At 46.3% G+C, this 15,401-nt stretch carries 11 protein-coding genes; all 11 read left to right on the top strand.

Annotation, left to right across the window (positions count from 1 at the left end; translation table 11 throughout):
* Positions 1–19 precede the first annotated feature (19 nt).
* The 11 genes from GC102_RS02980 (at position 20) to GC102_RS02930 (ending at position 15,401) form a co-directional block, all read left to right on the top strand.
* Entirely contained in the window at positions 20–1,591 is a 1,572-nt protein-coding gene (locus GC102_RS02980) for an S-layer homology domain-containing protein (RefSeq protein WP_171688169.1), read from the top strand.
* Positions 1,592–1,834: 243 nt separating this feature from the next.
* On the top strand, positions 1,835–3,238 hold the full coding sequence (locus tag GC102_RS02975; protein WP_171688168.1) for an MFS transporter: 1,404 nt from the start codon (positions 1,835–1,837) through the stop codon (positions 3,236–3,238).
* A gap of 247 nt (positions 3,239–3,485) precedes the next feature.
* On the top strand, positions 3,486–4,628 hold the full coding sequence (locus GC102_RS02970; RefSeq protein WP_171688167.1) for an acyl-CoA dehydrogenase: 1,143 nt from the start codon (positions 3,486–3,488) through the stop codon (positions 4,626–4,628).
* Between the two features lie 39 nt (positions 4,629–4,667).
* Positions 4,668–5,813 (top strand): citrate synthase, encoded by a 1,146-nt coding sequence (mmgD, locus tag GC102_RS02965; protein WP_171688166.1) that lies wholly within the window; start codon positions 4,668–4,670, stop codon positions 5,811–5,813.
* 2 nt (positions 5,814–5,815) lie between these two features.
* Positions 5,816–7,264, top strand: a complete 1,449-nt coding sequence (locus tag GC102_RS02960; protein ID WP_246320710.1) for a bifunctional 2-methylcitrate dehydratase/aconitate hydratase — start codon at positions 5,816–5,818, stop codon at positions 7,262–7,264.
* A gap of 39 nt (positions 7,265–7,303) precedes the next feature.
* On the top strand, positions 7,304–8,212 hold the full coding sequence (gene prpB, locus GC102_RS02955) for a methylisocitrate lyase (RefSeq protein ID WP_171688165.1): 909 nt from the start codon (positions 7,304–7,306) through the stop codon (positions 8,210–8,212).
* Between the two features lie 85 nt (positions 8,213–8,297).
* Positions 8,298–9,440 (top strand): acyl-CoA dehydrogenase, encoded by a 1,143-nt coding sequence (locus GC102_RS02950; RefSeq protein WP_171688164.1) that lies wholly within the window; start codon positions 8,298–8,300, stop codon positions 9,438–9,440.
* Between the two features lie 26 nt (positions 9,441–9,466).
* Positions 9,467–12,727, top strand: a complete 3,261-nt coding sequence (gene icmF, locus GC102_RS02945; RefSeq protein WP_171688568.1) for a fused isobutyryl-CoA mutase/GTPase IcmF — start codon at positions 9,467–9,469, stop codon at positions 12,725–12,727.
* Between the two features lie 24 nt (positions 12,728–12,751).
* Positions 12,752–13,762, top strand: coding sequence for a thiamine pyrophosphate-dependent dehydrogenase E1 component subunit alpha (locus GC102_RS02940; protein ID WP_171688163.1), 1,011 nt, complete (start codon positions 12,752–12,754; stop codon positions 13,760–13,762).
* A 1-nt stretch (position 13,763) separates the two neighbouring features.
* Positions 13,764–14,744, top strand: coding sequence for an alpha-ketoacid dehydrogenase subunit beta (locus tag GC102_RS02935; RefSeq protein ID WP_171688162.1), 981 nt, complete (start codon positions 13,764–13,766; stop codon positions 14,742–14,744).
* A gap of 12 nt (positions 14,745–14,756) precedes the next feature.
* A complete protein-coding gene (locus tag GC102_RS02930; protein ID WP_171688161.1) occupies positions 14,757–15,401 on the top strand; it encodes a 2-oxo acid dehydrogenase subunit E2 in 645 nt (214 codons plus the stop codon).

Genomic DNA, 15,401 nt, shown 5'->3' with positions numbered 1-15,401 from the left:
CTTAGGAGGATGAAACGTTATGAAAAAACAACTATCTTTCGTACTAACATCCGCAATGGCTTTATCCGTGTTCTCATCTGTTGCATTCGGCAAAACGTCAGCTGACTTCTCAGATTTGAACCAACTGGACGCCGCTACTAAAGTCAAATTCGATGCGATGATTAGCGCGGGTATTTTTGATGGGATGACCGAAACGACTTTCGGATTAAAGAGTCAAATGAACCGGGCACAGTTCGCTAAAGTTGCGGCGATGATCTTGGATCTTCCGATTAATGCAAGTTTAAGAGTTTCCTCTTTTACGGATGTAAGTACATATAATCAAGCTAATGGCTACGCATTACCGTATATTGAAGCTTTGAAAACAGCTGGAATTACAAATGGCGTTAGCGATGGTGCTTACAACCCAGCTGGACAAGTGACGAAGGAGGAGTTAGCTACTTTCTTGATTCGAATTTTAGGGAAGGATGCAGAGGCAGGTAATAAGACACTAACAGATGGATCCGTCTCTAATTGGGCCAAAGGGTACGTAGCTCTTGCCTTGAACTTGAAGCTTCTCCCAGAAACAATAGGTGCTTTCGAAGGTCAAATGCCTGCTACCCGCGAACTCCTGGTAACAGGCGCTTATGAAGCAAAACAACAATATATACCAGGTAAAATCGCGTTAGTTAGCGCACAGGCTATTGGAGCAAGCAAAGTGAAAGTTTGGTTTAATCAAACGGTAGACAAGACAAAAGCTAACCTTACATTAAGCAAAGGAACATTGAATGTTCCGGTAACTGTGACTTGGTCTGATGATGGCAAATGGGCTACTTTACTCACATCTTCACCGATCAGTGAAGGAGAGTATACAGCTGCTATTTCTGGGTTAGACGTATCAACTGTATCAAGAAATGAAGTCTATTTCAGAGCACAAGCGGAGCAGGTGACCGAAATCAACTTCGTCAATCCAGAAGAAACCATTGCGAACAGCTCAGCTGCAACGGTTAGAGTGAAAGCGATGAATCAATACGGAGAGACCGCGTCCCTTGGCACGTCGGGTTTCACGGCCATTGTTGCTGGTTCAGCTCCAGCAGATTTTAAAAAGGATGAGTGGGGCAACCTCGTTATTATTGCTAACATCAAAGAGGCGAATACTTCTCAGATGAAAGATTATATACCCGTAACTATTTATGTGAATAATAGCAAGCTTAGTGCAGCTCGAAGCTTCAAAGTAGGCAACGCACCTGTACTCAGTTTCATTGAACCGAACAAAATTACCTATTCGAATATGAAAACAAGATTGATTGATGTGGGCGATAAAGCTTCCATTTCATTGAAATTGTTTGACCAGTATGGGAATCCGATTATCAAAAGACAGTTTGATCAAAATGAGGTCACTTCAAAGAGCTTGACGCCTGTTGTATCGCCTGAAAATCCAAACCTTGAGATTGTAAAGGCGGGTACATCGCTAGGAACAACTGATTTATTTGATGAAAATGGGAACGCCCGCTTTGAGGTTAGACTGACTGCCAAGCCACAGAACGACAGCACTCATAAGATTACCATTTATAGCGAGGCTTCTCATGCTACAGTGAGTGTGGATGTAAACTAATTAGGGCCATTTTATTGACTGCTTACTCTCTGGCGACAGAGAGGGGCAGTTTTTCTTTAGTCGAAGCTTTGTATGTTATACAAAAATTTTTGTTGTGTAAACTACTATACATGAGAACGTGCGTTTGGTACACTGGGAGAAGAAACTAAGTTGGTAAAAAATGGGGTGAATCGAGGGGTAAATGAATAGTAAGATCAATGAAATGAACTTAAAAATTCGTAAAGAGGAAGGAAGCCAGTCAAAATGAATGTCGTTGAGAGTCAAACCAAATCTGAAGAGGGCAATTCAGAAATAAAGAAAAGTGTCCTTTGGATCTATTATGTCATCTTTTTTGCCGTTTTGAATGAATCCGTATTCAACGTATCCACCCCAAGTATTGCCAAGCAATTCGGCTTGGATGCTTCCGGTGTAAGTTGGGTAGTTACGATCTTTTTTATCGTCTTCGGTATGGGAATGGTTATATTCGGTAAGCTTTCCGATATGTACAGCATCAAAAAATTGATTACAATAGGGATCTCCCTTTACGCTTTTGGGTCAATATTGGGTTTTGTATGCCAATCGTGGTATCCCGCTGTCATTTTATCTCGGGCCATACAAGGGGCAGGTGGGTCAGCTATCCCAGCCTTGATTTTCGTCATGGTAGCCCGGTTTTTCACAGTGAAAGAACGGGGGAGAATGTTTGGTATCATTACATCGACCGTTTCATTCGCTATTGGGATTGGTCCGGTACTTGGTGGTTATATTGCAGGATCTTTCCACTGGGCCTTTTTGTTTCTTGTTTCGGTACCCGTCGTCATCGCTATTCCTTTTTTTCAAAAGTTTCTGCCAGTGGAACCGCGCAAAGCAGGAAAATTGGATGTTGTAGGAACGGTACTGTTGGGAATAGTCATTTCAACGCTGATTTTGTTTACGACGGAAGGAAATTGGATCTACTTGGGAATTGTATTGATAGCTCTTACGCTATTTATCGTTCATATTCGCAGAGCGAAGGAGCCGTTCGTCGAACCTGCACTTTTCACAAATTCTCTTTATCGAAATGGTCTCATCATCGGCTTTCTCATTTTTGGCACTGTGATGTCAGTCATGTTCGTCATACCGCTGATGCTAAGTAAAATATACGGTCTTGATACAGAACATATTGGACTTATTATGTTTCCTGGAGCCATTAGCGCGGTCGTATTTGGTAAAGTGGCCGGCAATATGACGGTCAAGCGAGGAAGCCATTATGTTGTATATCTAGGATTGATATTAATCGCAGCTAGTCTATTACTTCAATCTTCATCCATCGGTCTTTGGGTATGGTACATTGGTGCAGCCCTCATCATGATGTACATCGGATTTTCTTTCATGCAAACGGCGTTAACGGAAACGATTACGCAAATTTTGCCGGTTCAACAGATTGGCGTCGGGATGGGCTTTTTCAATATGACCTCAACGATTTCCGGAGCAGTCGTGACGGCACTCGTTGCCAAAGTGATGGAGAAAGAGCTGCTTGCTTTTCCACTTCACCCTTTAATTTCAGACTCACACGCCTACCTGTACGGCAATCTCATTCTGATATTATGCTTAGTTGTTATAGCAAGCACATTGCTTTATTTCGTATCTTTTGGAAAGAAAAATCAACAATTGGTCAAAGAACTGGTATAAATACTGGAATAACAATGAACTTGGAAGAGCCAACCCGTACAAAGGTCTGGCTCTTTCATTTTTTTCAGCGGGAGTAAGAGTCAATTAAAATCGTGCAGCCCCGAAGGTATAAGCATTTGTAAAAGGGTGTATATATAAAGCATAGAACTGAAAGCGTTTACAGCTTGTCCTATTTTCAAAACATCGACCAAAAATATCCTCGGCAGAAACATGAAGGAATGTCTATCATGTCGAAGGAGGCAGTCGAATGCATGTGTCCTATACGGATGAACAGAATTTGATTCGTACCATGGTGCGTGACTTTGCGATTAACGAAGTAGAGCCGACGGCTGCACAGCGGGATGAAGAAGAAAGATTTGATCGAAATTTGTTCGATAAGATGGGAAAGCTTGGTTTGACAGGAATTCCGTGGCCTACAGCGTACGGTGGGCTTGCGTCCGATTTTCTAACCTATGCAATGGTCATTGAAGAGCTTTCTAGGGTATGTGGTTCCACAGGAGTTATGCTTTCCGTTCACACCTCTCTAGTCAGTTGGGCGATTTACAAGTATGGCACAGAAGAACAGAAACAAAAGTTTTTGCGGCCTTTAGCAGAGGGGAAGAAACTAGGAGCCTATAGCTTAACGGAAAGTGGTTCCGGCTCCGATGCTGGAGCGATGAGGACAACAGCGATAAAGGACGGGGACCGTTATGTCCTTAACGGTTCCAAACTATTTGTCACAAATGGAGGGGAGGCGGAGGTTTACATTATTTTTGCGATGACGGACTTGCAGCAAAGGCAAAAAGGGTGCAGCGCCTTTATCGTAGAAAAGGGAGCTGCTGGATTCATTTTTGGCAGCAAAGAAAAGAAGCTAGGCATCCGTTCATCGCCGACAATGGAACTGAGGTTTGAGAATTGCCGTGTTCCTGTGGAGAATTTGTTAGGGCCGGAAGGTGACGGGTTTCGAATTGCCATGAAAAGTCTGGATGGCGGACGCATCGGAATTGCTGCTCAAGCACTTGGAATTGCGCAAGGCGCTCTAGATGCTTCAATTGCTTATGCAAAAGAACGAAATCAATTGGGTAAGCCGATTGGTGGGCAGCAAACGATTGCTTTTAGAATCGCTGATATGGCAACTCACATTGAAGCAGCTAGACTGCTTACCTATCAGGCCGCCTGGCGGGAAAGCAAGGGGTTAACATATGGAAAGCAAGCTGCTATTGCCAAGCTTTTCGCCAGTGATACCGCTGTTCAGGTCTGCATTGAGGCTGTGCAAATATTTGGTGACGACGGCTATACCAAGGATTTCCCTGTAGAGCGGTTTTTGCGCGATGCGAAGGTGACCCAGATATACGAAGGGACGAACGAGATTCAGCGTATTGTGATATCACGAATGCTTCTTGCCGACTGACTGAATGAAAGAACGAACGGAGGAAGGGAGAGCGATGAAATGAGTGACGGCTATATTTCTGGACTTGAAAATGTCATTGCTAGCGAGACGAACATCTCGTATCTGGATGTGGAGAAGGAGGAAATTGTTGTTCGCGGGTATGACCTAATTGAGCTTGCCCAAAACGTAACCTATCTGGACATTGTGGGGCTGCTTCTAGACGGAGCGCTGCCTAATCCAGATGAACGGCTTTCGATCGAAGAGAAGTTGAAATCGGAATATGGATTACCTCCAAATGTGAACGCGATTCTACAACTACTCCCCGAGCAAGCAGACTTCATGGATGTTCTGCGAACAGGCATTTCAGCTATAGCTAGTTACGACGTCGATCTTGAGGATCGTTCCAGAGAAGCCAATACCCGGAAAGCCATTCGATTGCTAGCGAAAGTGCCGGAAATTGTTGCCAACGGGTATCGCGCGCAAACGAAGCAGCCATTCATTGACCCGAACAAAGAGTTATCCTATACAGCTAATTTCTTATATTTGATCACAGGACGCGTCCCAACCAAGATGGAAGAAGCAATCTTTGATCAATCTCTTATCGTCTATAGTGAGCATGAAATGCCGAATTCAACGTTTGCTGCGCGTGTAATTGCATCCACACAATCCGATCTTTATGGTGCCTTGACTGGCGCGGTTGCTTCACTCAAAGGGACTCTGCACGGCGGTGCGAATGAAGCGGTCATGGCTATGCTTTTGGAAGCGGGATCGGAAGCAAATCTTGAAGCACTCATACTAAATAAATTAACAAAGAAAGAACGAATTATGGGCTTTGGGCATCGGGTTTATATGAAAAAAGCGGATCCTCGTGCACTCCTTATGAAAGAGGCGCTTGCTGAACTCGCATTAGACAAAAATCAACTAGAGCTCTACAACATGTGTGTCCTTGGTGAAGAAGTCATGAAGCGAGAAAAGAATTTGCATCCGAATTTGGATTATTATGCAGCTCCTGTTTACTATTTGCTTGGGATTCCAATTGAATTGTTTACACCGGTATTTCTTGCTGCCCGAACGATCGGCATTAGCGCGCATGTGATCGAACAACATGATAATAATCGACTCTTTCGACCACGCGTTCATTATAAGGGACCTCGAGATCTACACCCTCCTCAGCAGTCGGGTCACTTAAGCAGAAAGGACGAATAAGAATGAGTAGTTCTGGATATCTGGAAAATAAGGAGATGACCTTTGACCCCTTAATCGAGGAGATTGCCGATTATACATTGGCAAAAGGGATTGAAAGTGAGGAAGCGTATCGCATCGCACAGCATGTCTTATTGGATTCACTTGGCACCGGATTACTCGCCTTGCGATTTCCGGATTGTACGAAGCATTTGGGTCCGATTGTACCAGGTGCGAGCTTACCGGGTGGTGCCCGTGTGCCGGGTACGAGATACGAGCTAGACCCTGTCCATGCGGCTTTTAATATCGGCTGTATGATTCGCTGGCTGGATTATAACGATACATGGTTGGCTGCTGAATGGGGGCATCCATCGGATAATCTAGGCAGTATTCTTGCCGTCGCCGATTATCTTAGCCGCAATAGAGTTGCTGAGGGGAAAAAGCCGCTTATTATGAAGGATGTCCTCACTATGACTATTAAAGCGCACGAGATTCAAGGAGTGCTTGCTCTTGAGAACAGCTTAAACCGTGTAGGGCTGGATCATGTTCATTTTGTGAAAATAGCTTCGACTGCCGTTGCTGCGGCAATGTTGGGGGCGAACAGAGAAGAGCTGTGCAGCGCCCTTTCTAACGCATGGATTGACGGTGCAAGCTTAAGAACGTATCGACATGCTCCGAATACAGGTTCACGTAAATCATGGGCTGCCGGTGATGCCACAAGTCGTGGGGTACGTTTAGCTTTGATGGCTGTAGGTGGCGAAATGGGATATGCATCGGCACTTTCTGCAAAAAACTGGGGCTTCCAAGATGTTTTGTTTCAAGGAAAAGAACTCACATTAGGACGTTCACTAGACTCCTATGTGATGGAGAATATTTTATTTAAAATATCATTTCCTGCTGAATTTCATGCTCAAACAGCCGTCGAGTGCGCACTGGAGCTGTACCCTAAGGTACACAAGCGACTGGACGAGATTGCTCACATCACTTTGACTACCCATCAATCTGCGATTCGGATTATTGATAAGAAGGGACCTTTGCATAATCCAGCTGATCGAGATCATTGCCTGCAATACATGGTTGCGATTGGGCTGATGTTTGGTACATTGACCGCTGAGCATTACGAAGAAATGGTCGCTAAAGACCCTCGGATTGATGCACTTAGGGAGAAAATGGTCGTTGTCGAGGATGAGCAGTACAGCAAGGATTACTTGGATCCAGACAAACGCTCGATTGCCAACGCGGTCCAAGTTCATTTCAAAGACGGTACGAAAACGGAGAAAGTCGTTTGCGAGTATCCGATCGGGCATCGAAGGCGGCGTGAGGAAGGTTTACCTAAGGTTATTGAGAAATTTGAAGCAAATTTACTAACTCGGTTTCCTCGTAAGAAGACGACAGAAATACGGAAGCTTTCCCTTGACTATGAGCGGTTGATTCAAACGCCTGTTCATGAGTTTATGGCGCTTTTTATTATATGACCACAGGTTAATAAAATCGGCGAGATGCAGGAGGTCTTTATGTCATGGCTGATTGAAGAAGAACCGGATCAACAACGATTGGCCGCTGAATTTCGTCAGCTTGTTGGTGCTGGTCCAATTGTCAAAATTCCTGGTACCCACGACGGAATGGCTGCAAGAATAGCTAAACAGGCTCATTTTAAAGCCATTTATTTATCTGGAGCTGCTTACACAGCTAGCAGGGGACTGCCTGATTTAGGCCTCATTTACTCGAATGAGGTGGCGGAACGTGCCCGTGAGCTGGTTCGTGCATCCGGTCTTCCTCTACTTGTCGATATAGACACCGGATTCGGCGGTATTTTAAACGTAGCACGAACAGCTAAGGAAATGGTGGAGGCGAAGGTCGCAGCCGTTCAAATAGAGGATCAGGAAATGCCGAAAAAATGCGGACATTTGAATGGAAAGAAGCTCATTTCGTCTGAGGAGATGATTCAGAAAATTCGAACGATCAAAGCCTTGAGTCCGACGTTATTTATCGTTGCGCGTACGGACGCGAAGAGCGTCGAGGGAATGGATGAAGCGATTCATAGAGCACAGCAATATCTTGCTGCGGGAGCTGATGCGATTTTTCCAGAAGCGCTGGAGAATCAAGAGGACTTTCAACGCTTCAGCAAAGAAGTGGAGGGTCCACTTTTAGCCAATATGACGGAATATGGGCGTACGCCTTATTATACGGCGGAGCAATTTGAAAGCTGGGGATTTCATATGGTCATTTATCCTGTCACTTCTCTTCGCGTAGCAGCTAAGGCCTATGAAAGAGTTTTTGAGGAAATCAGTCAAACCGGAACTCAAAAGGGCTCTCTCAGCCGTATGCAAACCCGGAGTGAGCTGTATGATACGATTCGATATTACGATTATGAAGCATTAGATGGAAAAATTGCCAAAACGATTTTGAGTGAAAATGAGTAGCGGCCTATGAACCATCCTCACTGATCTCCTGTTGTCGGTGGGGTCTTTGCATACACATAAGTCATCAAGAGGAGGTCGTTATGACATGGACTTTAGCTTGTCGGAGGAACTGGAAATGGTTCGCAGTATGGTCCGTGATTTCGCCGAAAACGAGGTGGAACCTAGTGCTGCCCTTCGAGATGAGGATGAACGGTTTGATCGGACCTTATTTAACAAAATGGGTGAGCTTGGTCTGACAGGGATTCCTTGGGCTGAGAACTACGGTGGGCTTGGCTCCGATTATCTGACCTATTGTCTTGTTGTAGAGGAACTATCTCGAGTGTGCGCTTCTACGGGTATTACTCTGTCCGCACATATTTCGCTTGCGAGCTGGCCTATTTATACCTTTGGAACGGAGGAGCAGAAGATAAGGTTTCTACGTCCCATGGCAGAAGGGAAGAAGCTTGGGGCATATAGTCTAACAGAGATCGGCTCAGGCTCAGATGCTGGATCCATGGGAACGACAGCCATGCGAGATGGAGATCACTATGTATTAAACGGATCCAAAAAACTCATTACCAATGCAGGTGCAGCGGAAATCTATATCGTGTTCGCTTTGACAGATCCTTCGCAAAATGACAAAGGCTGCAGCGCGTTTATCGTAGAGAAAGACACACCCGGATTTACGTTTGGCAAAAAGGAAAGAAAATTGGGCATTCGTTCATCGCCAACGACGGAGATCCGTTTTGACAACTGCCGCATCCCCATAGAAAACCTGCTCGGAAGTGAAGGAGAAGGATTTAAAATCGCCATGCGCACGATTGATGGCGCTAGAATCGGAATCGCGGCTCAGGCGGTAGGGATCGCGCAAGGAGCACTGGATGTCTCGTTGGCCTATGCCAAAGAACGCAAGCAGTTTGGAAAGCCAATTGCGCAGCAGCAGGCGATTGGTTTTAAGCTGGCGAATATGGCAACAAAAATCGAAGCGGCAAGATTGCTGACGTATCAAGCGGCTTGGCGAGAAGGTCAGGGGTTATCATATGGCAAGGAATCAGCTTATGCCAAGCTTTTTGCTGGAGATACGGCCATGGAGGTGACAGTGGAAGCTGTTCAAATCTTCGGGGGATATGGCTATACGAAAGCCTTCCCCGTTGAACGTTATATGCGCGATGCTAAGATCGCGCAAATCTATGGAGGGACGAACGAAATCCAGCGAGTGATTATTTCTCGAAGCCTTCTGACAGATTGAGGAAGGGAGGTGCAGCCGTGTCAACTGTGGGTTCGGAAACCAACTATCGTGCGAAGCATAAGGTGAGATTCGTAACGGCTTCGGCTTTATTTGACGGCCACGATGTGTCCATTACGATTATGCGGCGAATTCTTCAAGCCAGTGGAGCGGAAGTCATTCATCTAGGGCATAACCGATCCGTTAGGGAGATTGTGCAAGCAGCTATTCAAGAGGACGTTCAGGGAATTGCCGTATCATCCTATCAAGGCGGGCACGTCGAGTACTTTACTTATATGATTGATTTATTGCGGGAAAAAGGGGCTCCCGAGATTAAAATCTTCGGTGGCGGAGGGGGTGTGATCCTTCCTTCGGAAATCAAAATGCTTCATGACTACGGCGTTACTCGCCTATTTTCGCCTGACGATGGAAGGGAGCTTGGCTTGCAAGGAATGATTAACTTCATGATGAAGGAGTGTGATTTTAGTACGGTTTCTGGCTATGCCAAAGATTACGAAGTAAGCGAAGTAGGGCAAATCAATGATCATAGGTCGATAGCCCGCTTCATTACAGCTGCCGAACTAGTTAGTGAAAGCAGGGAATCGAAATCGGAGATAGAGACATTAAGTAAACAGTCGATTGGGGCCACATGTCCGGTTGTTGGCATCACAGGCACTGGCGGAGCGGGGAAAAGCTCCCTAACCGATGAATTAGTCCAGCGTTTTCTGCGTCAGTACCCGGATAAAACCATCGCCATCCTATCGGTCGATCCAACCAAGCAGCGAAGCGGCGGCGCTTTGCTTGGGGATCGCATCCGCATGAATGCTGTTCACAACGACCGCGTGTATATGCGGAGTATGGCAACACGGGGATCGGGCAATGAGCTGTCCATTGCAATCGGTCCTGCCATTGCCATCTTGAAGGCGGCCAGCTTTGATCTCGTTTTGGTGGAAACCAGCGGAATTGGTCAAGGTGATCATCAGATCACCGAAGTAGCCAATGTGTCGCTCTATGTGATGACAAGTGAATTCGGTGCACCTTCGCAATTAGAGAAGATTGATATGCTTGATTATGCGGATCTAATTGCGATTAATAAATTTGACCGAAGAGGCTCTGCGGATGCTCTTCGAGATGTGAAGAAGCAAGTTCAAAGAAATCATGGTTTATTTGATTTGAATTTTGAAACCATGCCTGTCTATGGAACGATGGCTAGTCAATTTAACGATGCTGGCGTGGATACATTATTCCGTGCACTCATCGATACCTTGAATCGAAAATGTGCTTTGCAGTGGCCTATTCAGGGCTTTTCATCTGGACATGCGCCCAAGACACATGTCATCATACCAGCTGATCGCACACAGTATTTAGGAGAAATCGCGAATACGGTACGGGCGTATCATGCGTACGCAGAAAGGGAAGCCGAGTTGGCCACTACTTGCTACCGAATTGAAGGGGCGATAACAGCCCTACAGCAGGAACTTGGAGCAGTCGAAAGTATATCAGTCCTGCAAACACTTAAGATGAATCTAGAAACACGTATGCAAAAAGAAACTCGCCATCTACTTGCCCAGTGGCCGGAGCTGCAAAGGAAATACACAGGCAAAACCTTTACTACCCGAGTACGGGATAAAGAATACGTGACAGAGTTAACAACTTCAAGCTTGTCAGGTCTGGACATCCCGAAGGTTAGCCTGCCCAAATACCGTGATGCAGGAGATCTCATTCGCTGGATGTACCGTGAGAATGTTCCGGGGGAATTTCCCTTTACAGCAGGTGTTTTTCCATTCAAACGAACAGCTGAGGATCCCAAACGGCAGTTTGCAGGCGAAGGGACGCCGGAACGAACCAATCTACGATTTCATTATTTGTCGCAGAATGATCAAGCAAAGCGTCTCAGTACGGCTTTCGACTCCGTCACTTTGTATGGGGAGGATCCTGATGAACGGCAGGACATTTACGGCAAGATCGGTGAGAGCGGGGTTAGTGTCTGTTCACTAGACGACATGAAGAAGCTGTATGCCGAGTTCGATCTATGCGATCCGTTGACTTCAGTTTCAATGACGATCAACGGTCCTGCTCCAATACTTCTTGCGATGTACATGAACACGGCGATCGATTTCCAGATCGAACGATTCTCCCGGGAGCAAGGAAGACGACCTACGGACGTGGAGGCGAACCATATCCGCGGGCAGACGCTGAAATCGGTGAGGGGGACGGTACAGGCTGACATTTTGAAGGAGGATCAGGGGCAGAATACGTGTATTTTTTCCACAGAGTTCGCACTTCGGATGATGGGCGATATTCAGCAATATTTTATCGATCATGAAGTTCGTAACTATTATTCGGTTTCTATTTCAGGCTATCATATTGCCGAAGCAGGGGCGAATCCGATTTCACAGCTCGCTTTTACACTAGCTAACGGATTTACCTATGTTGAGTATTATTTGGCTAGAGGCATGCCGATTGATGACTTCGCACCGAATCTGTCCTTCTTTTTCAGCAATGGACTTGATCCGGAATATACGGTGATTGGACGAGTGGCCCGGCGAATATGGGCTACGGTTATGAAGAACAAATACAACGCGAATGAACGCAGTCAAAAGCTGAAATATCATATCCAAACGTCAGGGCGATCTCTGCATGCGCAGGAAATTGATTTTAATGATATCCGAACCACGCTGCAAGCACTGATGGCCCTTCTTGATAACTGTAACTCGCTGCATACGAATTCTTATGACGAGGCGATAACAACTCCAACGGAGGAATCTGTACGTCGAGCAATGGCTATTCAATTGATCATCACGAAGGAGCTTGGTTTTGTTAAAAACGAGAACATGCTGCAGGGCTCGTTTATCATCGAGGAATTAACCGATTTGGTTGAGGAGGCTGTGCTGCAGGAGTTAGAACGAATTAGTGAACGGGGCGGTGTACTCGGAGCTATGGAGTCTCAGTATCAAAGGGGTAAAATCCAGAATGAATCGATGCTGTATGAAATGAAAAAACATCATGGCGAGCTGCCCATTATTGGCGTGAATACGTTCCTTCATCCCAATCCTTCCAAAGATGAGGACATGAATATCCCGCTAGCTCGCGCAACGTCGAAAGAAAAAGAACAGCAAATTACGAATCTCAGGGAGTTTCTCTCGAGGTACCAAGCAGAATCACCCGAGGCTTTGGCAAAGCTGCAGCAAATTGCGCTTGATGGAGGCAACATTTTTGCCGAATTGATGGAAACGGTCAAGGTTGCAAGCTTGGGGCAAATTACTCACGCGCTTTATCAGGTAGGCGGGCAATATCGAAGAAATATGTAGCAGCAGGAGAGAGGAGGGGTTCCTATGTCTTCTCAGCAAGTTAGCAAGCATCAACAGCTCGGATTAACCGATGAACAGGTGCTGAAGATGTATTCCTTCATGCTCAAAGCGAGGAAGTTTGACGAGCGAGCCACACTTCTTCAACGCTCAGGCAAAACGGCCTTTCATATCTCTAGTGTAGGTCAAGAAGCGACCCAGGTAGCAGCGGCGTTCGCATTAAATAAGCAGCATGACTATTTTCTGCCTTATTACAGGGACTATGCCTTTGTCCTAACGGTGGGTATGACCGTGCGTGAACTCATGCTGGCAGCCTTATTTAAAGCGGAAGACATTAACGGAGGCAGGCAAATGCCAGGGCATTTTGGCTATAAGAAGCATCATATTGTTTCTGGATCAAGTCCGGTTGCCACGCAGGCCCTACACGCTGTCGGCATCGCACTGACGGCTATGATGAGGAAGGAAGACCATGTAGCTTTCGTCAGCTTTGGCGAAGGGGCGAGCAACCAAGGGGATGTGCACGAAGCGTTCAATTTTGCCGGTGTATTCAAGCTGCCCGTTATCTTCCTATGCGAAAATAACCAGTATGCCATTTCCATTCCTGCGCATAGACAAGTGGCTGGACGTGTTGTTGATCGTGCCGCAGGCTATGGCTTCCCAGGGCAGCGTGTGGACGGCAATGACACGCTGGAGGTGTATCGCGCGGTCAAAGAAGCGAGGGAGCGTGCCGTTCGCGGGTACGGGCCGACGTTGATTGAAGCGATGCTTTATCGGATACCGCCACATTCCACAGCGGATGACGATATGCTGTACCGGACGAAAGAAGAGGTAGAGTACCATAAGGAGCAGGACGGCTTGCAGCGGTTTCGTCGTTATTTGATCGAATGCGGGGTTATGACCGAAGAGATCGAACAAATGCTGAATGAGAGTGTTACAAAAGAAGTAAATGAAGCAACGAAATATGCTGAAAAAGCCCCTTATCCGGCTCCCGAGGATGTATTACGGCATGTTTATGCGGAAGACGGGGGTGATGCTTAAAATGTCAATCTTAACGTATTTGGAGGCCATTCGCCGTGCGATGATAGAAGAAATGGAACGCGATGAGCATGTATTTGTGCTCGGTGAGGATATTGGGAAGGGCGGCGTTTTGAATGCGACGAAAGGCATGCGCGATCGGTTCGGTGAATTGAGAGTCCTTGACACGCCTCTCTCTGAATCAGCCATTGTGGGTGTTGCGATTGGAGCGGCTATGGTCGGGATGAGGCCGATAGCGGAAATCCAGTTTGCCGATTTTATTTTCCCGGCGGCTAATCAAATCATAAGCGAGGCAGCAAAAATTCGTTATCGCTCGAATAATGACTGGCATTGTCCAATCGTCATACGCGCACCTTACGGGGCGACAGGCGGAGGCGGATTGTATCATTCACAGTGTCCGGAATCGGTCTTTTTCGGCACTCCAGGACTCAAGATAGTTGCGCCATCTACAGCCTATGATGCCAAAGGTTTACTGAAAGCGGCAGTGAGGGACGAAGATCCTGTCCTTTTTTTCGAACATAAGAAATGCTATCTTTCGATATCAGATGAAGTACCTGAAGAAGATTACACCGTTCCAATTGGCAAAGCAGCCATAAGGCGCGAGGGGACGGATATCACAGTGATTGCCTACGGTTTGTCGGTACATTATGTGATTAAAGCGGCTTTCGAGCTGGAGCAGGATGGAATTAGTACAGAGGTATTGGATTTGCGGACGCTTCATCCACTCGATAAGCCTGCTATTTATGAGGCGGCAGCCAAAACCGGTAAAATATTGATCGTACACGAAGATAATAAAACAGGTGGCATTGGTGCTGAAATATCGGCTCTAATAGCGGAACACCTGTTATACGAATTGGATGCACCTATTATGAGATGCTGCCCTCCCGATATTCCTCCTGTTGGCATGGCGCCAACTTTAGAGAAGTTTTACCTGCCGAATGTGGACATCGTCAAAGAAGCCATGCGCCAATTAGCGGAAATCTGAAGGAGGCTGGGTATGCAGAGGAACTCTGAAAATCCCCATGCTTGGATGATGATCGAAGTGGATGTCAGTAACCTCGTCGCCTTGCGGCAAGAGTTGAAAAACGACTTTATGCGAAGAGAGGGCGTCCCGCTTTCGCTTAGTCCGTTCGTATTGAAACCGATCGTGAATGCCTTGAAGGAGTTCACCATGCTGAATTCAACCTGGCACTCGGGCAGCATTCTTCTCAAAAAAGATATAAACCTATCGATAGTTGTTGCTATTGCCGACGATACCGTCGTAACACCTGTGATCTATCATGCGGATCGTAAATCCATAGCAGGAATCGCGATTGAGCTGTATGAGTTGGTCAATAGGGCGCGAAGTGGTTCCTTGCTGCCATCCGATTTAATAGAGGGTTCATTTACATTTAGTAACACCGGATCCGTAGGATCCTTGCTTTCCTGTCCAATCATTCATAATCCGCAGGCAGCCATACTGACAATTGAGTCCATCGTACGTAAGCCCGTAGTTATTCAGGAGATGATTGCGATCCGATCGATAGCCAACCTTTGCCTTTCCTATGATCACCGGATTGTGGACGGGTTGATTTGCAGCCGGTTCATGCAGCGGGTTAAGTATTATTTGGAACAATATCATCAAGAAACGATCATTTATTGA

It is taken from the genome of Paenibacillus germinis (genome assembly GCF_013141785.1).
GTDB lineage: Bacteria > Bacillota > Bacilli > Paenibacillales > NBRC-103111 > Paenibacillus_E > Paenibacillus_E phytorum.
The sequence above is the reverse complement of the archived record's forward strand: the minus strand, read 5'-3'. Positions and strand labels throughout refer to the sequence as shown.